Origin of the sequence: Rhizobium johnstonii 3841, assembly GCF_000009265.1 — a bacterium.
In the GTDB taxonomy this organism is placed as follows: Bacteria; Pseudomonadota; Alphaproteobacteria; order Rhizobiales; family Rhizobiaceae; genus Rhizobium; species Rhizobium acaciae.
On the sequence record NC_008378.1, the window covers coordinates 18724 to 40896 of the forward strand.

A 22173-nucleotide genomic window follows, 5' to 3' on the forward strand; every position below is an offset into this window, starting at 1 on the left:
CGGTGATCCGTGAAAGCGACGTGCTTAGAACTTCGCCAGCCAAGCCTTCTCGGTATTGGCAGCTGCCTCCTTGGCTGACTGCCCGCCGTCGAACATCTTCTGAACTTCGACGTTCATGTCGCGCATCAGCTCTTCGGCAACCGGAAGGCCGACGAATTCGTTCGCAGGATAACCGCTCTGGAAGATTTTGAAGGCTTCCGCGAAGATCGGGTCCGAGGCCACGAAGTCCGGCTTGGCATGGACGTTGCCGGGGAAGGCATTGGCAATCGAGACGAGACGGCCATTGACGTCAGGGCTCATCAGGTATTCGACCAGCTTCCAGGCTTCTTCCTTGTGCTGGCTGCCTTCGCTGATGCCGATACCCCAGGATGCATAAGGCATGCCGCGCTTGCCGGTGTAGCCGTCAGTGGCGGGCAAAGCGGAGATGCCGAAATTGAGCTTCGGATTGCGCTCGCGGATCAGGTTCACATGGGCGAGGGAGTCGACCATCATGCCGACGCGGCCATTGACGAATTCCTCTACCTTGTCCTGTTCCTTCTTGGCAAAAATGCCGGGAGAAATAACCCCTTCCTTGTTGAGGGAAGCGATATAGTCGAGCGTGCCGACGACGGCGTCATTTTCGAGGTCAGGCTTGCCGTCCTTCAGCATCGAGGCACCGGAGGCCCAGACCCAGGACATGACGTCGTTCTGGATTCCGCTCGGAGACTGCAGCGATAGCGGCAGGACCCAGCCGTACTGGTTCTTCGAGGCGTCGGTCATCTTCTTCGCTGCTTCGGCAAATTCCGTGCGCGTGGCCGGCAGCTTGTCGACGCCGGCGGCCTTGGCGATATCGAGGTTCACGAAGACCGGGTAGACGAAGGATGCCAGCGGGAACATCACGCTCTTGCCATCGACCTTGACGATATCGGTGATCTGGCTCTTGTCGTATTTCGCCTTCTCCATCAGTTCGTCCATGGAGGCGATCGCGCCCTGCTTGGAGAGCCCGTTTACCCAGGCACCATCGAGGCCCACCACGTCGCTGAGCGTTCCGGAGGCGGCGCCGACGACGATCTGGTCGCGCGTCGTGGCATAGGGGCCGCTGACCAGCGTCACCTTGATGCCGGGGTTTTTGGCTTCGAAATCGTTCATGATGCCGCGCAGAGCGCCCGACGGCATTTCGGGTTCCCACCATTGAATGAACTCGATGGTGGTGTCGGCAAACGCCGATGTGGCGCAGAGCGCCCATACCGCCACGGCAGCCCGCATCGTCACGCCGAATTTTCTGATATTCATTTGTGCCTCCCAAAGATTGTCAGTTAATCGATCCTCCTCAAGATCGTAGGCAAAGTAGGTTCCCTGAAGCCCCCATCTGTCAATGAAGAACTGCGATCGGGAAAAGATGGGAGGCCGGCATTCACCGCGCGTGTTGCGTTAAATCATTGATAAAAAATCATAAAATTGATTGACATCATCAGTGTTTTTCTGCAGCATTTGTATTGCTTGTGACGCATTTTTTCTTTACTTTCGTAAACAAATGAAAGTTTACCCAACAAAATGAAAAGCGTGGCACCTGGCTTCTTCACTGCAAATTTTCGAATTTTGGGTGCTGAAACAAGCGCCTTTTGCAACCACGCGGCGCAGACTGCACAAGTCGAAAATGAAGGGAATATTTCGATTTTCGAAAGGGAGGGCGGGGCTGCACCAAAAATGACGGATCACGCCGGCTTACGCGGTGATTTTCGACGATTCAGGATACGAAGGTCATCCTGTGCAAATTGCCGAATGCATGATTTGGCGCATCAGAGGATCGGCCGTTGAGTGAAATCGTTCCCGATCAGTTGTCGTCGCCCCGCCAGTAAGGAATTGAATGGCCAAGAAGAATTATAAATCGATGGACGACTTCGCGACTGCCGCCGGCGTATCGCGTCCGACCTTGTCGAAATATTTCGATGACCCCTCGCAGATCAAGGAGGTGACCCGCAAGCGTATCGAGGCGGCTCTCAGGAAGTCGCATTTCGAGCCGAATCTTTTCGCGCGGCATCTCAATCGCAAGCGGACCAGGAACATCGGGATTCTGGTCCCGACCATGTCGGATCCCTTTTATGTGCAGGTCGTGTCGCTGATCGAGCTGGAGTTGCGTGAAAAGGGATTCTGGCCTGTTCAGATTTCTTCGCACACGCGGCCGGAGCTGGAGGCGGAGGCCGTTCGGACCTTGCTCTCGCTGAAGGTCGCGGGTGCGATCGTTGCGCCGCTCGGAGCCGGTTCGCGCCGTTCCGCGCTGGAAAGGCTGAGGGATGCCATACCCGTCGTCTGCTTCGACAATCCTGCCGACGCCGACCTTCCTTATGTCGGCAACGACAACGCGCAAAGCATGGCAGCCATTGTGCAATATCTCTGCCGGTCCGGTGAGCCGCCGATCTTCCTGGAAATTCCGCATATGACCGAGAATGCCGGCGAGCGGCAGGCGGGCTACCGCGCGACCATGGCGAGGGAAGGGCACTCCCCGCTCGTCATCGATTGCGACGCCCCACCTTCCTGGGAATTCGAGCGTCTCGGATACGAGCAGATGCAGAGAATTCTTGCGAATGGCAGTCTTCCGGGCAAAACGCTGCTATGCGCCAACGACCGCTTTGCTTTCGGCGCAATGGCAGCCGCATTCGCGTCGGGACTGAAAATCGGCCGGAACGACGCGTGCGACGTGCGCATTGCCGGGCACGACGATCACCCGCTTAGCCGATATACCTGTCCGTCGCTGACGACCATGGCCCAGAACGCGCCCGAGATCGCCGCAAAATCCGTGGAGCTTTTGCTGGCGCATATCGAGAGTGAGGATGATGGAACGACCCCCGTGACGAACAAGGTAATCCTCGAGGCAACACTGGTTATGCGCGAGTCGGCTTGAGGCCGTGTTTCCGCGTTAACGGGCAAGCGCAGGGTCCATGGCGCGCCATGCTGTTGCGATGGCTTCGAGGGCCTCTTGCCCCTCCGGAATGGCCCGTCTCTTCGATACGAAGCCATGGATCTGTCCGGGCCAGGTCCGGGTCGTTGCCTTCGCTTCGGTGCCGAGCCGCTCGGCATAAGCTGCCCCTTCGTCGAACAACACGTCGTATCCGGCAAGGATCACCAGGGCCGGCGCCACGCCCGCCAGCGATGCTGCGTTAAGCGGCGAGGCTCGCCAGTCCGACCGGCTCGCGGCGTCCGGCAGATAGTGGTCTCGGAACCATTTCATCGCGGCTGCCGTCAGGCCGAAATCCTCTTCGTAACGTGAGTAGCTGTCGCTTGTCTGCAACTGGTCGGTCACCGGATAGATCAGCACCTGTCCGATGACAGCCGGCACCTGTCCGTCCCGCGCCAGCAGGGCGACGACGGCGGCCAGATTGCCGCCGGCGCTATCGCCGGCGACGACAACCCGCAAGGGATCGATGCCGAGCGCATCAGCCTGCTCCGTCATCCAGACGAGTGCGGCGGCGCAGTCGTCAATGGCAGCAGGAAAGGGATGTTCCGGGGCCAGGCGATAGTCGGGCGAAACCACGACGGCGCCTGCCATATTGGCAAGCGTCCGGCAGATATCCTCATGGGTTTCCGGCGCGCCGATCACAAAACCGCCGCCATGGAGATAAAGCAAGGCCGGCGCGCCCTGGCGCGGCGCAGCGCGGCCGCGCCATATCTTCAACCGGATGGCGCCTGCATGCCTTTCTAGGGTCTCGACCACGTCTTCGAGCGGCCGTTGAATGTCTGCGAAACTATCCAGATATTGCTGCCGCGCCAGTGCCGGAGTGCAGCTTTCGACCGGCGTTTGCGGATCGCCAGGCCATGCAAGCGCGCGTTTGGCGGATTCATCCAGTTGTGTCATGCCAGCAAACTCCTCGCTTCGTCTTCCCGCAATTCCCTCGGCTGCGCGACGGTACCCGAAATGGTCTGCGCGAGACCGGTTTCGCCGGCACGCAGGATCGCTTCCATGACTTCGAGCACGTGCAGCGCCAGATCGCCCGAAGCGCGGGGCTTGCGGCCTTCGATGATTGCGCGTGCGAGATCGGCAAGACCAAGCATGCGATAGTTGGCACGATCAGGCGCTGCGATCGGCCAATTGACGGCACCGAAGAGTTCGCCTGACGTGTCCGTTTCCTGCCAGGGCGCGCCGCGGCCGGAGAGCGCGACGGAGCCGCCGAAATTGTCGGGGTCGGGCAGGCGCAGCGAGCCTTCGGTTCCGTGGAGTTCGATGGGGTGGTTGGAATGGCGGAATACGTCCCAGGAGGTGCCGAAGGTGACCGTCGCACCGCAATCGAATTCCAGCAGCGACTGCACGCTGGTCGGCGTGCCGACCTTGAACGTGGTGCCCTGCTTCGGTCCCTCCGCCGTGATGAGCCGCTCTTCCTGCCCGCTTGTGGCGACGGCCTGCACACGGCGGATCGGCCCCATCAGATTGACCATCATCGTGAGATAATAAGGCCCCATATCCATCAGCGGGCCTGCACCGGCCTGGTAATAAAAGCTGGGATCCGGATGCCAGTGCTCCATGCCGCGCCCCATCATGAAGGCAGTCCCGGTCACCGGCTTGCCGATGGCGCCGGCTTCCATCTGCCGCCGGGCATGGCGTCCAGCCGCGCCGAGGAACGTGTCTGGCGCCGAGCCGAGCATGAGGCCCTTCGCCGCGGCGGCATCCACCAGGCTGCGTCCTTCTGCGGCCGTGACGCCGAGCGGCTTCTCCGTGAAGACATGCTTGCCTGTCGACAGAGCCCGCATCGAAACGTCAAAATGCGCAGCCGGGATCGTCAGGTTCAGGATGAGGTCGATGTTCCTGTCGTCAATGAGGCTATCGACGTCAGCTGCGCGCAAATTGAACTCCGCCGCGCGACGCTTGGCAGCATCGGCGTTGAGATCTGCACAGGCGGTGATTTCGACGCCGCAAAACAGCGGCGCGTTGCGCATATAGGCGAGCGAAATGTTGCCGCATCCCACCACGCCGATCCTGAGTTTCATACCATTGGTCTGTGCCATCTAAGAACCTGATTTTGCCGTAGCGGGTGCGAAGGGTTGAGGGGTGCGTTACATTTTAATCGCAAGGAATAAAATATGTTGACGTACGGTAACATTTGACCGTAGGTAATGGCAAGACGCCGGCGTCGCAATCCTTGCTGAAGAGCCCGCCGTTCCGGTGTTCAGCCGCCTCTCCCGGCGGAAGGGGCTTTCGGCAAGGCTGGCGAAGCCTCCGAGGATTGCCCGCGCAGGGAAGCCTCCGGCTTCGGTATCGGCTGTCATCAACGAATAGGTCAGGACCGCGATATGAAAAATGCTGAGCTGCAGATCGGCTGCCAAACATTCACCTGGGAGATGCTGGGGACAGATTGGGGCGGCGGTCCGGACGATCTGGTGCGCGCCATCGCCGACGGCGGATATGCCGGTATCGAAATCACCGATACGATGATCGGTCACTACGCGCTCAAGCCTGCCGACTTCGCCCGCACCCTGACGGATGCCGGCTTGACGCTGGTCTCCTTTGCCTTCGGCTCCGCCAGCGGCTTCACGGTGCCGGAAAAGATTGCCTCCGATCTCGACACGGCGCGGCGATGGGTCGATTTTGCGGCGAACTTTCCCGGTGCGATGGTCTCGATGGGGTCGGCGACAGTCGTTTCGGATGGCCCGCGCGATGAGAAGTTCGCCATTGCGGCCGAGTGCTACAATCGTGCGACCGAGATCGGACAGTCGGCTGGCGTCACTGTAGCTGTCCATCCTTCCTCGCATCACAACACGCTGCTTTTCACCCGGAACGACTATGATCGCCTGTTTGCTCTCTTGGATCCACAAGTGGGTTGGGTGCCGGATACCGGCCATATCCTGCGTGGCGGCCAGCAGATCGACGATACGCTGGCGGCCCACCGGGACCGGATCCGTTACGTGCATCTGAAGGATGTCGACGCCGGCGGGATCTGGGCGATGCTCGGCGAAGGCGTCTGCGACGTGCCTGCGGTCATTTCGGCCGCTCGGGATGCGCCGAAATTTATCGGCTGGATCGTGGTCGAGGAAGAATCGGACCATGCCGCAACTGATCCTGCTGCCGCCGTTCGCACGAACCGCGAAACGCTTCGGCGCCTGGGATTTTAGCCTATCTCGCTTTCCCCGGCATCGGCTGGGGCCTTCGGCCCGCACCAAAGCCTCTCTCGGCTCTCTTCTGAAATGGACAGGTTGACTGCAGGTCACGCGTAGCGAACCTCCACGCCCAGCTTGTCCAGCCGGTGGCGAATGCTGTGCGGCATGTTGCTGTCCGTGATGATCAGGTCGACGCGCGACAGCGAGAAGGCTTTGGAGGAGGCGCCGATGTCAAATTTGCTCGAATCCGCCACGAGGACGACACGCCGGGCCATGCGAACCAGGTTACGCTTGGTCCGCGCCACGTCCTCGGAGACATCGACGACATCGAAGGCCTGATCGATCGCGTGGGCGCCGACAAAAGCCTGGTGGGCGACGAGGCCGCCGACCGCCTTGTCGGAGTCCTGTACGATCGTGCTCACGGTACTGGGAAATACGCGGCCGCCGATCATGTGCACGTCGAGCCCTGGCCGGTACATCAGATGCTGGGCGATGTTCATCGCCGTTGTCGCAACCACGACGTTGTTGACCGGTGGCATCTGCATGGCCACCTGCAGCAGGGTCGAACCGCTGTCGAAGACGATCGACTGGTTATCGATGATCTGTCGCGCAGCCATCTGGGCGATGCGTCGCTTCGCATCGAAATTGCGCTGCATGCGTTCCTCGAAGGCCGCTGCCGGCGAGTCGGACGGCAGGGCGATTGCCCCGCCATGCGTTTTGATCAGCTGCTTCTTGGCGTCCATGATTTCGAGATCGGAGCGGATCGTCACTTCCGAGACTTCGAAGAATTCCGCGAGCTGGCGGGTGCGTGCCTGGCCGACCCGTTGAAGTTCCAGCATGATCTGCTGCCGCCTCTGTTCTGCAAGCATATGTGATCCCGACTGCCGTTATATGCAACAATGCGACTTTTGAAAAACGAAAGTTCACCGTCTTATTCCACGGCTCTTGCTGCAGAAATAGCCGTTCGATGGCGAAAATGCACGTCAAAAATTCATCATTCATGTAAAAACGAAAGAAATCGAAATATTGAATATTTGTTTGTTTTCGAGTTAGGGTTTTGCCAGCATCGGCGCCAGCAATCGCAAAGGCTGCCATCACAAAGGAAGTATCGCCATGGGTCTCGGAACCAAAATCCGCCTCGCACGCCTGTTCTCGAACCCCTCGGGTCATCTGTTCGGAGGCGCCGTCGATCATTTTGTCGGTTATGGCAATGTGCGTGAGGGCGGGCTTGCCGACCTGCCCGGTGCGCTCAGACGCGTGATGGCGGGAGGCCCCGACTATATCAGCATCCAGCCTGGCGCGGCGCGCCACCTGTGGTCGGAATATGCCGGAAAGGCAGCGCTGGTCATTCAGGGTGGTTGCTTCACCGCCGACGACCGCATTCGTCAGCTCATTGCGACCCCGGAAGACGCGGTGCGTTATGGCGCGGACGCTCTGGCTGTCGCCATTCCCGTGCGCGGCGCCACCGAAGGAGAGTATATCCGTTGGCTCACCGATACGGTCAACGCCGCCGCCCGCTTCGAAATGCCGGTCGTCGCCCATGTCTATCCCCGCGATTTCTCCGACGGCGGCAAGATCGTGTTCACCCCGGATGAAATCGCTTACGCCGTGCGCATCGGCTTCGAGGCCGGCGTCGACGTGATCAAGGTCGGCTACACCGGCGATTTCGAGTCCTTCCGCGAGACCGTTGCGACCTGCCCGATCCCGGTCGTGATCGCCGGTGGCCCGAAGACCGATACGCTGCTCGGAGCGCTCGTCCAGACCTCGGAAGCATTGCGCGCAGGAGCCAAAGGCGCGGTCGTCGGTCGCAACCTTTGGGGTCACGGCGATACGACCATGGCCGCACGCGCCTTCAAATTCGTCATTCATAAAGGCATGACGCCGGAGGATGCGCTGGCGGCGGCCGGTGCTTGAGAAGTGTCGCGCCCTTTCCAGGTTCTGGGCTTCGGTGCCCTGGCAATCGATGACATCATCTATGTCGATCGGGGGCTGACGGCCGGCAAGGGGAAGGTGACGAAACGCGCCACGGACCATGGCGGCAACGTGGCGACGGCCCTTGTTGCCGTTGCCCGGCTCGGCGGTCAGGCTGGCTTCATCGGCTGGCTTGGCGATGAGACAACGGCCGACGTGGCGGGCAGCGAGCTTGAGCGGGACGGCGTCGACATATCGCTGGCTCCCCGCCACGCGGATGCCGCGCCGATCCGTTCCGTGATCACGGTCGCTCCCGACGGCGACCGGTTCATCGCCTATGATGATGATGTGCTGCACGGCACGTCGGATGCGCTGCCAGACGATGTTTTGATGCGGGCCCCGGTACTGCTGATCGATGGCTATGCCACGCACTCGGAAAGTGTCGTGGCGCGCGCACGCGCTTTGGGCCTGGCCGTGATTGCCGATATCGAATGGACGGTCGGTGCCGCGACCGACCGGATCCTGGCTGTTGCCGATCATCTGGTGTTGCCGCTTGCCTTCGGGAAGGAATACACCGGCGAAGGTGATCCCACGATGATCCTGGACAAGCTCTGGTCCAAGGATCGGTCCGCCGTCGTTCTCACCGATGGCGAACGAGGGGCTTACCTCCGCCAGAGAGCCGATGTCACCCGGTGGCATGTGCCGGCCTATCAGGTTCAAGCAGTCGACACGACCGGCGCCGGGGATTGTTTTCACGGTGCTTATGCTCTTGCCCTCGCTAGGGGTAAGAGCCCGCTTGATTGCGTTGCCTATGCCACGGCGGCTGCCGCCATTTCCGTGACCGCACGGGGAGGGCGCAGGGGCTTGCCGGATCACCAGACGTGCCTGACATGGATGGCGGCAGAGAATGCACCTGCGCCGCTCCCGATGCCGGGATACCAAAAATGAGCGCGGGCGGCGACGGGTGCCGGCGCCGGTCGACCGCCCGAGCATAGCCTCAGCGCTGAAGTGTCATTGAATCGCATTGAGCGAACTCTCAACGGCTGCAACTTCGATCATAAAAGTTACGCGCGGTAAAAAATATAATTCCGCAGTTTATTTTTAATTTCTCGTAAAAGATCTATATTTTTCAAATAGATATTAAGAACTGATGGTGATCATTGGTGAGTTATCCTCGATTCTTTGGTTGACTTTGAAGCCCAGTCCTGAGCTTTCTTGTCGAAAGGATCGGAGACGTCGGGGAGCGCCGTTGGAAGATGTGATCCGAACTGGTACGGGAGGACGAGACGTGGCTGTGGTTGTACTCGACAAGATCTGCAAGACCTATGGAAACAGCTACCATGCGATCAAGGATCTGAGCCTGACGATCCATGATGGTGAGTTTCTGATTCTGGTCGGGCCGTCCGGATGCGGAAAATCGACCGCTCTGCGCATGATTGCGGGGCTCGAGGAAATCAGCAGCGGAACATTGAGCATCGGCGGTCAGGATGTCGTGGATCTCGCGCCCAAGGACCGGGACATTGCCATGGTCTTTCAGAGCTATGCGCTTTATCCGCACATGACCGTCTTCGACAACATCGCCTTTTCGATGAAGCTGGCCGGAAAGAACAAGGCCGAACGCACCAAGCGCGTGCATGAAATCGCCAAAATCCTGCAGCTGGAGCCCTTGCTGGGCAACAAGCCCGCGCAGCTCTCCGGCGGCCAGCGCCAGCGTGTTGCGATGGGCCGCGCCATGGTCCGCGAGCCTGCGGCATTCCTCATGGACGAACCGCTCTCCAACCTCGATGCGAAGCTGCGTGTTCAGATGCGGGCAGAGATCGCAAGCCTGCAGAGACAACTGGGCGTGACGACGATCTACGTGACCCATGACCAGACCGAAGCGCTGACCATGGGCGATCGAGTCGCGGTGCTGAAGGGCGGTGTACTTCAGCAGGTGGATACGCCCAAGGCTCTATATCACCGCCCGGTTAATGCGTTTGTGGCGGGCTTTATCGGTTCGCCGTCGATGAACCTTTTCGAAGGGCGTCTGGCGAGCGGGCGGATCCATCTGCCGGGCTTCTCCATTCCCTTGTCCGACGGTGCCTTCGAGCGTGCTCCCGGTCTATCCGCTTTCGAGGGAAAGGATGTGATCTTTGGGGTCAGGCCCGAGGACCTCTACGACAGCCGGTTGCCGTCAGGCGCCTCCCATCCGACGATCCCGGTTGTCGTGAAGTCGATCGAGGAGCTCGGCTCCGAGTTGATCGTGCACTTGAAGATCGACGCGGTCCGGATCGACTCGGGCGATCCCGATGCCGTCGAGGACCTGAGCGGGGCCGCCAACGCCGTCGCGCGGTTCGAAGCGGTCAGCGCGGTCGAGACGGGCCAATCGATCGATCTGGCCATCGACCCGGCGAAACTTCACTTTTTCAATCCTCAAACACATATGGCGCTGTGAAGTGACGAGGGAGAGCCGACACGCCGGTGGCGGTCCAGCCAGAAGACGTCGGCGACGTTTAATGTCTTGAAAGCATTCCATCCGACGCCGAAACCAGCATTCATCTTCAATATCCGATCCAAAGGGCTTATCGATGCCAGCAAAACAGGAACGACGTCTCCGCATCGGCGTATTGGGAGCGGGCCAGATTGCCCAGGCCGCGCACTTCGAGAGCTGCACGAAGGCAGCCAATGCCGACCTCTATGCGATTTGCGACGTCGCCGAGGATCTCCGCGAACGCATGGCTATCACCCACGGGGCAGAAAAAACCTATGGCGATTACGATCAGATGCTGGCCGATCCCGACCTCGATGCCGTGGTCATTGCGACGGCCGATGCCTTTCACGTCCCGGCTTCCCTTCGCGCCCTTCAGGCGGGCAAACATGTCCTCTGCGAAAAACCGGTCGGCGTCACCATCGAGGAATGCCTTGAACTGAAGGCGGCAGTCGACAAGTCGGGAAAGGTGTTTCAGGTCGGGCACATGAAGCGTTTCGACGCCGGGCTCCAAGCTGCCAAATCCTTCATCCGCGATGAAATGGGCGAGATGGTCGCTCTGAAAGCATGGTATTGCGACAGCACGCACCGCTATCCGATGACCGATGCGGTCCAGCCTCTGATCGTCACCAGCGCCAATGCGAAGAAACCCTCCACCAATCCGAAGGCCGACCTGAGGCGCTACTATATGCTTGCGCACGGTTGCCATCTGATCGACACGGCACGTTATTTCGCCGGCGACATCGTTTCCGTCAACGCTCGTCTGTCGGAGCGAGCCGGTATCTGGTGCTGGTTCGTGGACGTGGAATTTGCCTCCGGCACGCTCGGCCATCTCGATCTCACCGTCCAGGTGCGCATGGACTGGCACGAAGGCTTTCAGATCTACGGCAAGAACGGCAGCATTTTGGGCAAGACCTATAACCCATGGTATTACAAGACCAGCGAGGTGGACATTTTCCGGGAAGTGGACGGAGCCACCCATCGCGTTCTCGGTGCCGACGGCCATTTCTATCGCCGTCAGGTCGAAGGCTTCGCCCGCACCATTCTGGATGGCGCCGTAATGGAAGGCGCCGACATCGATGATGGTCTGGCATCCGTCCGGGCCATGGTCGCGGTTGCGCGCTCCGTCGAAAACGGCAAGACGGTTGCGCTGGCTGACGTCACGGGTGGCGTGTGATGAAGCTCGGCATCTTCGCAAAGACCTTCGAGGGAACGGAACCCGCAACCGTTCTCAACTCGGTCGCAGGCGCCGGGTTCAACTGCGCACAATACAATATGGCCTGCTCGGGCCTTGCGCCGATGCCGGAGATCATCACGGAAGCCCAGGCCCGCGCAGTCGGCGAAGCGGCGCGTAGCAGCGGCGTCGAAATCGTTGCCGTTTCGGGCACCTTCAACATGATCCATCCGGATCCCGCCGTGCGCGAGGCCGGCCTTCGCAGACTGGCAACGCTGGCCGAGCGCTGCGCCGGCATGTCGACGACCCTGATCACGCTCTGCACCGGCACGCGCGACCCCATCGATCAGTGGAAGGCGCATGCCGACAACGACACGCCGGAGGCCTGGCGGGATCTCCTCGAGGCCATGGGGGCGGCAATCGAGATCGCCGAGCGCTACGAGGTCGATCTCGGCATCGAGCCCGAGCTTGCCAATGTCGTCAACTCGGCTGAGAAGGCTTCCCGGCTGATCGCGGCTCTGAAGAGCCCCCGCGTCAAGATCGTACTCGATCCGGCCAATCTCTTCGAGATCGCGACGCTGGATGAGCAGCGGAGCATTGTCTCTTCCGGCATCGACCTTCTGGCCGATCGGATCGTCATGGCGCATGCGAAAGATCGCAATCCGGACGGCAGTTTCGCGACCGCCGGCAAGGGCGTGCTCGACTACGCGCATTATCTCGGCCGTCTCAAGGCGATCGGCTTTAAGGGCAGTCTCGTCACGCATGGTCTTTCGGCCTCGGAGGCGGCTGGTGTGGCGGCCTTCCTGAAGAATAGCCTCGACGGCGAAGCTGCGGGGGCAGGAAGATGAGACGGGCTGAACCGTTCGAAACCAGCGACGGGACCATTCTCAACGTCGATATGGCGGGCGAGGGCGCGTCCATAATCTTCCAGCACGGCTTATGCGGCGACGCGGCGCAGACCGATGAAGCCTTTCCGCTTGAAGCGGGTTTTCGCCGGGTCACGATCGAAGCGCGCGGCCACGGCCATTCCCAAGCCGGCAATCCGGAGCAGTTGTCGATCGCGACCTTCTGCGATGATATCGCCGCCTATATCGAGAAGAGCCTTACGCCGCCGATGGTGATCGGCGGCATCTCGATGGGCGCGGCGATCGCTTTGCGTCTCGCGGTCAAGCGGCCCGATCTTGTCAAGGCACTGATCATCGCAAGGCCTGCCTGGCTGACGGCATCCGCGCCGGAGAATATGTCACCCAACGCCGAAGTCGGGCATCTTCTGAAAACTCTGCCGCCGGATCACGCAAAGGCCGCATTCCTTGCCGGGCCGGTGGGCGTGCGGCTCGCCGCCGAGGCTCCGGACAATCTGGCCTCGCTTGCCGGTTTTTTCTCCCGCACGCCTTTGGATGTGACCGCCGAACTGCTCACCAGAATTTCCAATGACGGTCCTGATGTGACCGACCAGGACGTCGGCAATCTCACCGTACCGACGCTGGTTATCGGCCATGATCGGGACAGCATTCATCCTCTCAGCCATGCGCGTGCTCTTGCCGAGCGAATTGCCGGCGCGCGTTTCGTGCAGATCACGCCGAAGACCAAGAGCCGCCCGCAATACGTCGCCGACTTCCGGCTTGCCATGGGTAATTTTCTGAAGGAGCTCTGAAACAATGACGACCCCCTCCAAGTCCTGGATCGCCGATCTTCCGAAGGATCGCCTGATTGCTGAATTCTCCGTCTGGTCGGCCGATCTCGTACGTCTGGCGGATGATCTGGCGCGTGTCGATCGTCACGTCGACGTCCTACACATCGATGTCGCCGATGGCCATTTCGCGCCGGCCATGTTGTTTTTCCCCGATCTTGTTGCCGGTGTGCGCAAAGTGTCCGCGCGCCCGATCCATGTTCACCTGATGGTCTCTGACAGCATCCTCCTGTCGCAGATCGAGCAGTTCGCCGATGCGGGCAGCGACCTGATCAGTCTTCATGTTGAAAACGAAAGCGTCGCCGCCGAGGCGCTCGATCTTCTCGATCGCCGCGGTGTCGCAGCCGGCATGGTGCTCAAGGTCGACACTCCTGTCGAACGCGTCGAGAAATATGCGTCCCGGTTGCGCTTTGTGACGCTGCTCGGCACGGCGATCGGCGTGAAGGGCCAGGGTCTCGACGAAAAAGCCGGAGCGCGGCTTCAGCAGGCAAAGCAGATCATCGCCGGTTGCGGTGCGGCGCATCGGATCGTGCTGGCGGCGGACGGCGGTATTCGCGAGCACACCGTGCCTCTTCTGCGCCAGTCGGGCGCGGAGACGGTGGTCCTCGGTTCCCTGGCTTTCAATGCGCCGTCGCTCGACGAGCGGATGGCATGGGTGCGCGCACTCTAACTCATGGTCTTCACATGCAGCAGGTTGCCATTGGAATCGACCTCGGCGGGACGCAGGTGCGCGCTGCCCTCGTCGACGAGCAGGGCAGGATCCTTGCCCGCGCAGCCGAACCGACGGATGCGCTGGCAGGCCCCGACCGGGTGCTCGCCCAAATCTGCGGCCTGACCGATGGACTGCTTGCAGCATCAAATCCTGCTTCGGTGGTGGGCGTCGGCGTATCCGCTCCAGGCCCGCTCGATACGGTCGCCGGTGTCGCCTCGAATATCCCGACCCTCTCCGGCTTTGTCGACTTTCCGCTGAAGGCGGAGTTGCAGAAGCGGTTTCCGTTTCCGGTCGACCTCGAGAATGATGCAATAGCCGCTGCCATCGGCGAGTGGCAGTTCGGAGCCGGCAAGGGCCTGGATAATCTGGTCTATGTCACCGTGAGCACCGGCATTGGCGGTGGCGTTGTGTCGGATGGTCGCGTCGTGCGCGGCCGCAAGGGCATGGCAGCCCATGTCGGGCACATGTCGGTCGTGCCGAACGGAGAGCTTTGTCCCTGCGGCAACCGGGGTTGTTTCGAGGCCTACGGATCCGGAACGGCTTTTGCGCGCCGCGCCCAAATGAGGGCGATGGAAACCAGCGGGACGACGATCGGCAGCGACGGCGGCGCCATTGACAGCCGCGGCGTTTTCGCGGCCGCAAGGGATGGCGATCGTCTTGCAAATCAACTGGTTGACGAGGAAGCGGAAATTCTCGGTCGCGGCTTCACCAGCCTGATCCATATCTTCAGTCCGGATATCATCGTGATGGGAGGCGGGCTTTCCCACGAGTTCGATCGTCTACAACCCGGCATTCAAGCCTACATCACGCAATGGGCAATGCCGGCATTCAGGGATGTCAAAGTGGTGCTGGCGGCGTTGGATCAGAACTCGGGCCTCGTCGGCGCCGCGGCTCTGGCGTTTCTGACCGGCAAGGTCCCTGCGATCGATCAGCTTTAGAAAAGCAGGCCGATCCTGCGTGCGTCGGTAAACGCGCTAGAGCATGATGCCGAAAAGTGTGCGCGGTTTTCGGACGACATCCTGATCTATTTCTTTGATTTAGATCAGGATTCAGATTTTAGGCTGATCGGGCCTAAAATCATCCTGATCTGGCGCAAGGTCCCCTGTCCGTATCGAGAGGTTGCTCTCCGTCAGGGCGGCGGGGCGGTACTTTCCCTCAGGATCAGTTCGACTGGCCACAATTCGTGGACCTCATCCACCGCACGTCCAGCGATAAGCTGTAGCGTCAGCGCCTCCGCGACCTTCTGCAATGGTCCGATTGCCAAATCGATTTCAATTTCTGGGAGGAGATTATGAAAAAGTTTGCTTTAGCTTTGTCGGCAATCAGCGTCGCTATCGCTGCCGGCTCTGTCCGTGCCGCTGAAATTTCATTTGCCGCAAATACCACCGGCAAAAACGTCGAATTCCTACACAACCAGCTCGCAATTTTCGAGAAGAATACCGGCAATCATGTCAAGCTCGTCACCATGCCGTCATCGAGCAGCGAGCAGTTTTCCCAATATCGCCTGTGGCTTGCTGCTGGAAACAAGGACGTCGATGTCTATCAGACCGATGTTATCTGGGCGCCGCAGCTTGCCGACCAGTTCGTCGATCTGAAGGAGGCAGCCAAGGACGTGGTCGGCCAGTTCTTCCCGTCGATCATCGCGTCTCAGACTGTCAATGGCCGGCTTGTGGCGCTGCCGTTGTTTACCGATGCTCCAGCGCTGTTTTACCGAAAGGACCTGCTGGAGAAATATGGAAAACAGCCGCCGAAGACCTGGGACGAGATGGCCGCAACCGCCAAAGAGATTCAGGATAAAGAACGCCAGGCCGGACAGAAGGACCTCTGGGGCTACGTCTTCCAGGGCAATTCCTACGAAGGGCTTACCTGCAACGGACTGGAATGGGTGAAGTCGTCGGGCGGCGGCCAGATCGTCGAGCCGGACGGGACGATCTCGATCAATAACGAGAAGGCGGCAGCAGCGCTTGAACGGGCCAAGGACTGGATCGGCACGATCTCACCGCCAGGGGTGCTCGCCTATCAGGAAGAAGAATCGCGCGGCGTCTGGCAGACCGGCAACGCCGTCTTCATGCGCAACTGGCCTTACGCCTATTCTCTCGGAAACGGTGCCGACAGCGCGGTGAAGGGCAAGTTCGACGTGATGACGCTACCGGTTGCGGCTGTCGGCGATAAGCCGTCTTCGACACTTGGCGGCTGGAACCTGGCGGTGTCGAAATATTCCGAACAGCAGGACGCAGCCATCGCGCTCGTAAAATTCCTGGCGTCGAAGGACGTTCAAAAGGCGCGTGCCATCGAACTCTCCAATTTGCCGACGCTGACGGATCTTTATGACGACAAGGATGTCGCTGCCGCGCAGCCCTTCATGCCGAACTGGAAACCCATTTTCCAGGACGCGGTGCCACGCCCTTCGGCGACGGCCAAGGTAAAGTACAACGAGGTGTCCTCAAAGTTCTGGACTGCAGTGCACAATACCTTGTCAGGCAGCGGCTCGGCTGCCGAGAACCTCGAGCTTCTCGAAGCCGACCTAACGACCCTCAAAGGCGACGCTTGGTGAGTATTCCGACCGGCGGCTGTCAGGCCGCCGGTCCGGTCTTCGGACGCGCTAACGAGGGATAGACGTTTCATGAGCGAAATCGTAGTTCCACAAGCAGTCAAGCCCAGGGTTTCCCATTTCAGAGCCACCACGGAGTTGCGGTCCGAGCGCATTCGATCGGCATGGATGTTTCTGGCGCCGACGCTGTTGATCTTGGCAATCGTCGCTGGCTGGCCGCTATTCAGAACGATCTATTTCAGTTTTACGAATGCGTCGCTGAACGACCTTGGCAATGCGCAGTTCGTCGGCTTTGACAATTATTTGTCGTGGGTGACGCTGAAGAGCGGAAGGACCGTCTATCGCGGGCTGCTTGCCGATCCGGTCTGGTGGAATGCCGTCTGGAATACTGCCAAGTTTACCGTCCTTTCGGTGGTAATCGAGACCGTACTAGGGCTGATCGTCGCCTTGGTGCTGAACGCACGGTTCGTCGGGCGTGGGATCGTAAGGGCCGCAATCCTCATTCCTTGGGCGATCCCAACAATCGTCTCAGCAAAGATGTGGGCCTGGATGCTCAATGATCAGTTCGGCATTCTGAACGATATTCTGCTCGGTTTCGGTCTTATCAGCGAGAAGATTGCCTGGACCGCCAATCTGGAAACGGCGATGATCGCAGTGCTGATCGTCGATGTCTGGAAGACGACGCCCTTCATGGCGCTTCTGATTCTTGCGGGACTACAGATGGTTCCGGGAGACATCTATGAGGCTGCCAAGATCGACGGCGTCAATCCGGTCAAGGTTTTCTGGCGTCTGACGCTGCCGCTGATCCGACCGGCTATCATGGTTGCCGTGATCTTCCGGATGCTGGATGCAATGCGCATCTTCGACCTGATCTATGTTCTGACACCCAACAATGCGCAGACGAAGACCATGTCGGTCATGGCGCGCGAGAACCTGTTCGACTTCGACAAGTTCGCCTACGGCGCCACCGCGTCAACGGTACTTTTCCTCATCATTGCCTCCGTAACCGTCCTTTATATCTGGCTCGGTCGCGTCAAGCTCGGCGGGGAGGAACGTTGATGCTGCTTTCGATCGCCAAAAATACGCTCTTCTACCTGCTCGTCACAATCATCGTCATCATTGCGGTATTTCCGTTCTACTATGCAATCCTCACGAGCCTGAAGACCGGCACGGCCCTTTTCAAAGTCGATTATTGGCCGACCTCGATCTCCTTCGGCAACTATACTTCCGTGATGGGCCAGGGCGGTTTCGTCCGCAGTCTGGGGAATTCTGCGATGATCGCCTGCGTCGTGGTTTCAGCATCGTTGCTACTTTCGATCACCGCTTCCTTCGCTTTGGCCCGGGTGCACTTCCGCGGGCGGGCACTGTTGATGTTGACCATCCTCTCGGTGTCGATGTTTCCGCAGATTGCCGTTCTTGCGGGCCTCTTCGAACTCATCCGCTGGATCGGCATCTTCAACACGCCCTTCGCGCTGATCTTTTCCTACATGATCTTCACGCTCCCCTTCACCGTCTGGGTGCTGACGACCTTCATGCGGGAATTGCCGATCGAGATCGAGGAGGCGGCGATCGTCGACGGCGCCTCACCATGGGTCATCATCACCCAGGTGTTCATGCCGTTGATGTGGCCGGCGCTGGTGACGACCGGACTGCTCGCCTTCATCACCGCCTGGAACGAGTTTCTTTTCGCGCTGACGTTCACATCGTCGGATACGCAGCGAACCGTCCCGGTGGCGATCGCCCTGCTTTCGGGCAACAGCGCATTCGAGATCCCCTGGGGCAACATCATGGCGGCTTCAGTGATCGTCACCGTGCCGGTTGTCGTGCTTGTTTTGATATTCCAGCGCCGGATCATTTCGGGGCTGACCGCCGGCGGCGTCAAGGGTTGAGGGAGTAGGACATGGCAGAAATCCGACTGGAGAATATCCGCAAGAGCTTCGGCGCTTTCGAGGTGATCAAAGGCGTGACGATGGACATCCGCCGGGGCGAGTTCATGGTGTTCGTGGGGCCGTCGGGATGCGGCAAGTCCACGCTGCTGCGGCTTATCTCCGGGCTCGAGGACATCACGTCGGGAACCCTCTCCTTCGACAACAAGACGGTGAACCAGCACGCGCCGTCGAAGAGAGGGATCGCCATGGTGTTCCAGTCCTACGCGCTCTATCCGCATATGACGGTCTTCGACAACATGGCTTTCGGCATGAAACTGTCCGGGAGCACCAGAGACGAATGCCGCCAGCGTGTTGAACAGGCCGCCGGCATGCTGCAGCTCTCACCCTACTTGGACCGCTTGCCGCGACAGCTTTCCGGCGGGCAGCGTCAGCGCGTCGCAATCGGCCGGGCGATCGTACGCGATCCCAAGGTCTTTCTCTTCGACGAGCCGCTGTCCAACCTCGATGCGGCGCTTCGCGTCGCGACGAGGCTGGAAATCGCGAAGCTTCATCGCAGCATGCACAACACGACGATGATCTATGTGACCCATGACCAGGTCGAGGCCATGACACTCGCCGATCGGATCTGCGTGTTAAGGGACGGCGTCGTCGAGCAGATCGGCACGCCGCTGGAACTCTACGAAAGCCCCAATTCGGTCTTCGTTGCCGGCTTCATCGGTTCGCCGAAAATGAATTTCCTCTCGGGCGGGCTGGCGCAACCCTATGATAGCCATACGATTGGCGTGCGCGCAGAGCATGTTCGCATCACGCCCGAGTCGCCCGTTTGGAGCGGCACGGTCATCCATTCAGAAATCCTCGGCGCCGATAGCTTCGTCTATCTGGATATCGGGGCGGATGAGCCGTTCGTCGTGCGGGAAGCCGGTGTCTCCAGCCACGCGCCCGGCCAAACACTTGGCCTTGTGCCACTTGCCAGCCACGTTCACCGTTTCGACCGGTCGGGCCGGGCGCTTGAGCGAGCATCCATGCGGGCTGCCTGATTTTCCCAGGGTCGATGTTCCTCCCAAGGCTCGATCCGTTTTTAACTATAAGGAGAGAACGACGTGACCATTCGCACCGTGGTGTGGGGTGAAAACATCCACGAGAATACCAATGAGATCGTCCGGGGGATCTATCCCGAGGGCATGCACACTACGATCGCCAATGCGCTGAACACCGATCCAAGTATCTCGGCGACGACAGCGACGCTGCAGGAGCCGGAGCACGGCCTCAGCGAAGCCCGTCTTACTGAGACCGACGTCTTGACCTGGTGGGGCCACAAGGATCACGGCGCGGTCTCCGATGTGGTTGTCGAGCGTGTCGCCAAGCGCGTCTGGGAAGGCATGGGCCTGCTGGTGCTGCATTCCGGCCATTTCTCCAAGATCTTCAAGCGGCTGATGGGTACGCCCTGCGCGCTGAAGTGGCGCGAGGCGGGCGAGCGCGAGCGTCTGTGGACGATCAACCAGCGCCATCCGATCGCCGCCGGCATCGGCGAGCATTTCGAGCTTGAGAACGAGGAAATGTACGGCGAGCAGTTCTCGGTGCCGGAACCGCTCGAAACGGTGTTCATCTCCTGGTTCCAGGGCGGGGAAGTGTTCCGCTCGGGCCTGACCTGGCGCCGTGGCGCCGGCAACATCTTCTATTTTCGCCCAGGCCACGAGACCTATCCGACCTATCACGACGTCAATGTGCAGAAGGTGCTGATCAACGGCGTGAAGTGGGCCTATAATCCCGAGGGGTCGTTGACTGGTATTACCGATGCTCCAAATGTGCCGGTAGAAAAAGCACTGGAGCCGATCGTCGAACGCGGCCCGAGACTGCACCAGGCCGGCGAAGCCGGTTACCGCTAAGGGACTGAAACACCTTCCTTGGGCTTGGACGCCACGCGTGCGGTCGGCCCGGGAAAACACTGCGCTGACAGTCGTCGCTCTCCATTTGCAGGACCATCTGGCGCTTGTGAAAGTCGACGGTTCTGGCGCTAATGATTGCGATAAACGACCATGAGGACAAAAATGCGCTTGATCATTCTCGGAACCGGAGGATGGGCAAACACCCATGCCATGAATTTTTCCGAAATCGCCGACGTAAAAATTGTTGCTGCTGTCGATACGGACGAGGTCCGGCTGCGGGCCTTCGCGCTCAGGCATGGTATCCCACTTACTTTCACGTCGCTTGATGACGCCCTTGCCTGGGGAGAGTTTGACGCCGTGACCAATGTCACGCCGGATCGCGCGCATTATTCCACGACAATGAAGATACTCGGCGCCGGCAAGCACGTCCTCTGCGAGAAGCCGCTGGCGGTTAACTACCGCGAAGCCAAAGAGATGGCCGACGCTGCCGCTGCGTCCGGCAAGGTCACGATGGTAAACCTTACCTATCGTAATGTAGCGCCGCTGCAAGCAGCGCGTAAGATGGTGCTGGACGGACGCCTCGGCGCGATCCGCCACTTCGAAGCGTCCTATCTCCAGAGCTGGCTGGTCTCAAAGGCGTGGGGAGACTGGACCAAGGAATCGCAATGGCTTTGGCGGCTGTCGACAAAGCACGGCTCCAATGGCGTGCTGGGCGATGTCGGTATCCATATTCTCGACTTCGCGGTTTTTGCCGCCGGAAGCGACGTCAAGGCGGCCGCATCGCATCTTAAGGTGTTCGACAAGAGCCCCGGAAATCGGATCGGCGAGTATGATCTCGACGCTAACGACAGTTTCCTGATGATGGCTGAACTCGAAAACGGTGCCGCTGGCGTCATCCACGCAACGCGCTGGGCGACTGGCCATCTCAACGAATTACGCCTGCGCCTGCATGGAGACAAGGGCGCGCTGGAGGTGGTGCATACGCCTGAAGGTTCGACACTCAGGGCCTGCGAAGGTCCCGATGCCGACAAGGCAATCTGGCGTAAGATCGAGGTCGAACCGGTAATCACCAATTTCCAGCGTTTTGCAAATGCCGTGCAAAAGGGGCAGCCGGATGAACCTGGTTTCGGCCACGCAGCCAAGCTGCAATTCGTTCTCGACCACGCAGTGAAGACGGCCGGCGCTCTGACCGAACTTTAAGCGAAGGCGCTCCAGTTCGGTGCCACCTTTGCAGGTTGCTCGTCGTTTCAAGGCGAGGGCACCGGTTATGCGGCCTCCTTGGAACCGGCGCTGACAGCCTCGTACAAATTCCTCGACAGGGGAGTTGCAAAGGGACGTCGGCTTGTCAGATGCGCCGGTTCAATTCGTCTTCGCTGATCCCAAAGTGGTCGAGAATGATGCCGACGTTTCGGCGATGAGATTTGAAATAGACGTCGAAGATATCGCCGAGCAGGGGAACGGTTCCGCCGGCGGCGTCGATGCCGAGATTGACGGCCATGCGTGCGAGCTTGTGGGTGGGAATGCCGAGGCGTCTTGCCTCATCGATGATGAAAAGACCGATGAGGGATGCGGCAATGTCGCCGACGGCCGGGATAAGGCCGAGAATCGAATCCGCACCGATCCGCACGCCGATGACAGGCAATCTGACCGCGGTATCCATCAGGCGCGCTATGCCGACGGCGCGCCGAATTCTTCCAAGTTCGATGGACGTCAGGTGTTTCGTGCTGGCGGAGGCTGGCATCAGCGACCTTTTGGCGCGAACGACCGTTCCGCCTCCTCGAGTGAGGGCTCGGGAAGGATGTCATCGCATTGCTGCGAAATATTCCG

At 60.0% G+C, this 22173-nt stretch carries 21 protein-coding genes; 16 read left to right on the forward strand and 5 right to left on the reverse strand.

Annotated features, from left to right (window positions below; genetic code table 11):
* Positions 1-24 precede the first annotated feature (24 nt).
* A complete protein-coding gene (locus RL_RS33040) occupies positions 25-1272 on the reverse strand; it encodes an ABC transporter substrate-binding protein (protein WP_003550152.1) in 1248 nt (415 codons plus the stop codon).
* Positions 1273-1846: 574 nt separating this feature from the next.
* Between RL_RS33040 and RL_RS33045 the strand changes: the two genes are divergently transcribed.
* Positions 1847-2881 carry a LacI family DNA-binding transcriptional regulator gene (locus RL_RS33045; protein ID WP_011648820.1) on the forward strand — a complete coding sequence of 345 codons (1035 nt, stop codon included), beginning with the start codon at positions 1847-1849 and terminating at the stop codon, positions 2879-2881.
* Between the two features lie 15 nt (positions 2882-2896).
* Here RL_RS33045 and RL_RS33050 read toward each other — a convergent pair whose 3' ends face one another.
* Both RL_RS33050 and RL_RS33055 read right to left on the reverse strand, forming a co-directional pair.
* A complete protein-coding gene (locus RL_RS33050) occupies positions 2897-3832 on the reverse strand; it encodes an alpha/beta hydrolase (RefSeq protein WP_011648821.1) in 936 nt (311 codons plus the stop codon).
* On the reverse strand, positions 3829-4977 hold the full coding sequence (locus RL_RS33055; RefSeq protein ID WP_011648822.1) for a Gfo/Idh/MocA family protein: 1149 nt from the start codon (positions 4975-4977) through the stop codon (positions 3829-3831). Before RL_RS33055 ends, RL_RS33050 begins: the two co-directional genes overlap by 4 nt.
* A 285-nt stretch (positions 4978-5262) precedes the next feature.
* Here RL_RS33055 and RL_RS33060 point away from each other — a divergent pair, with 285 nt between their 5' ends.
* A complete protein-coding gene (locus RL_RS33060; RefSeq protein ID WP_011648823.1) occupies positions 5263-6081 on the forward strand; it encodes a sugar phosphate isomerase/epimerase family protein in 819 nt (272 codons plus the stop codon).
* A 92-nt stretch (positions 6082-6173) separates the two neighbouring features.
* Here the strand turns inward: RL_RS33060 and RL_RS33065 are convergent, their stop codons facing one another.
* Positions 6174-6935, reverse strand: coding sequence for a DeoR/GlpR family DNA-binding transcription regulator (locus RL_RS33065; RefSeq protein WP_003550157.1), 762 nt, complete (start codon positions 6933-6935; stop codon positions 6174-6176).
* Between the two features lie 244 nt (positions 6936-7179).
* Between RL_RS33065 and RL_RS33070 the strand changes: the two genes are divergently transcribed.
* From RL_RS33070 to RL_RS33135, 14 genes are all read left to right on the forward strand, one after another.
* On the forward strand, positions 7180-7980 hold the full coding sequence (locus tag RL_RS33070; protein ID WP_003562561.1) for a class I fructose-bisphosphate aldolase: 801 nt from the start codon (positions 7180-7182) through the stop codon (positions 7978-7980).
* A 3-nt stretch (positions 7981-7983) separates the two neighbouring features.
* Positions 7984-8925 (forward strand): PfkB family carbohydrate kinase, encoded by a 942-nt coding sequence (locus RL_RS33075; RefSeq protein WP_011648824.1) that lies wholly within the window; start codon positions 7984-7986, stop codon positions 8923-8925.
* A 340-nt stretch (positions 8926-9265) separates the two neighbouring features.
* Positions 9266-10411, forward strand: a complete 1146-nt coding sequence (locus RL_RS33080; protein ID WP_041936975.1) for an ABC transporter ATP-binding protein — start codon at positions 9266-9268, stop codon at positions 10409-10411.
* Positions 10412-10544: 133 nt separating this feature from the next.
* On the forward strand, positions 10545-11621 hold the full coding sequence (locus RL_RS33085) for a Gfo/Idh/MocA family protein (protein ID WP_011648826.1): 1077 nt from the start codon (positions 10545-10547) through the stop codon (positions 11619-11621).
* Entirely contained in the window at positions 11621-12466 is an 846-nt protein-coding gene (locus tag RL_RS33090) for a sugar phosphate isomerase/epimerase family protein (protein WP_011648827.1), read from the forward strand. Before RL_RS33085 ends, RL_RS33090 begins: the two co-directional genes overlap by 1 nt.
* On the forward strand, positions 12463-13272 hold the full coding sequence (locus tag RL_RS33095; RefSeq protein ID WP_011648828.1) for an alpha/beta fold hydrolase: 810 nt from the start codon (positions 12463-12465) through the stop codon (positions 13270-13272). The genes RL_RS33090 and RL_RS33095 overlap by 4 nt, the downstream gene beginning before the upstream one ends.
* Positions 13273-13276: 4 nt before the next feature.
* On the forward strand, positions 13277-13978 hold the full coding sequence (locus RL_RS33100) for a ribulose-phosphate 3-epimerase (protein ID WP_011648829.1): 702 nt from the start codon (positions 13277-13279) through the stop codon (positions 13976-13978).
* 14 nt (positions 13979-13992) lie between these two features.
* The gene (locus RL_RS33105) at positions 13993-14958 is read left to right on the forward strand and encodes an ROK family protein (protein ID WP_011648830.1); all 966 of its coding nucleotides are present in this window, start codon (positions 13993-13995) and stop codon (positions 14956-14958) included.
* A gap of 353 nt (positions 14959-15311) precedes the next feature.
* Positions 15312-16574 (forward strand): ABC transporter substrate-binding protein, encoded by a 1263-nt coding sequence (locus RL_RS33110; RefSeq protein ID WP_011648831.1) that lies wholly within the window; start codon positions 15312-15314, stop codon positions 16572-16574.
* A 69-nt stretch (positions 16575-16643) separates the two neighbouring features.
* On the forward strand, positions 16644-17630 hold the full coding sequence (locus RL_RS33115; protein ID WP_011648832.1) for a carbohydrate ABC transporter permease: 987 nt from the start codon (positions 16644-16646) through the stop codon (positions 17628-17630).
* The gene (locus tag RL_RS33120; protein ID WP_011648833.1) at positions 17630-18460 is read left to right on the forward strand and encodes a carbohydrate ABC transporter permease; all 831 of its coding nucleotides are present in this window, start codon (positions 17630-17632) and stop codon (positions 18458-18460) included. Before RL_RS33115 ends, RL_RS33120 begins: the two co-directional genes overlap by 1 nt.
* 11 nt (positions 18461-18471) lie before the next feature.
* The gene (locus RL_RS33125) at positions 18472-19497 is read left to right on the forward strand and encodes an ABC transporter ATP-binding protein (RefSeq protein ID WP_011648834.1); all 1026 of its coding nucleotides are present in this window, start codon (positions 18472-18474) and stop codon (positions 19495-19497) included.
* Between the two features lie 63 nt (positions 19498-19560).
* Positions 19561-20346 carry a ThuA domain-containing protein gene (locus tag RL_RS33130; RefSeq protein ID WP_011648835.1) on the forward strand — a complete coding sequence of 262 codons (786 nt, stop codon included), beginning with the start codon at positions 19561-19563 and terminating at the stop codon, positions 20344-20346.
* 162 nt (positions 20347-20508) lie between these two features.
* Positions 20509-21546, forward strand: a complete 1038-nt coding sequence (locus RL_RS33135) for a Gfo/Idh/MocA family protein (protein WP_011648836.1) — start codon at positions 20509-20511, stop codon at positions 21544-21546.
* Between the two features lie 145 nt (positions 21547-21691).
* Here the strand turns inward: RL_RS33135 and RL_RS33140 are convergent, their stop codons facing one another.
* Positions 21692-22087, reverse strand: a complete 396-nt coding sequence (locus RL_RS33140) for a DUF4112 domain-containing protein (protein ID WP_011648837.1) — start codon at positions 22085-22087, stop codon at positions 21692-21694.
* Between the last annotated feature and the right edge of the window lie 86 nt (positions 22088-22173).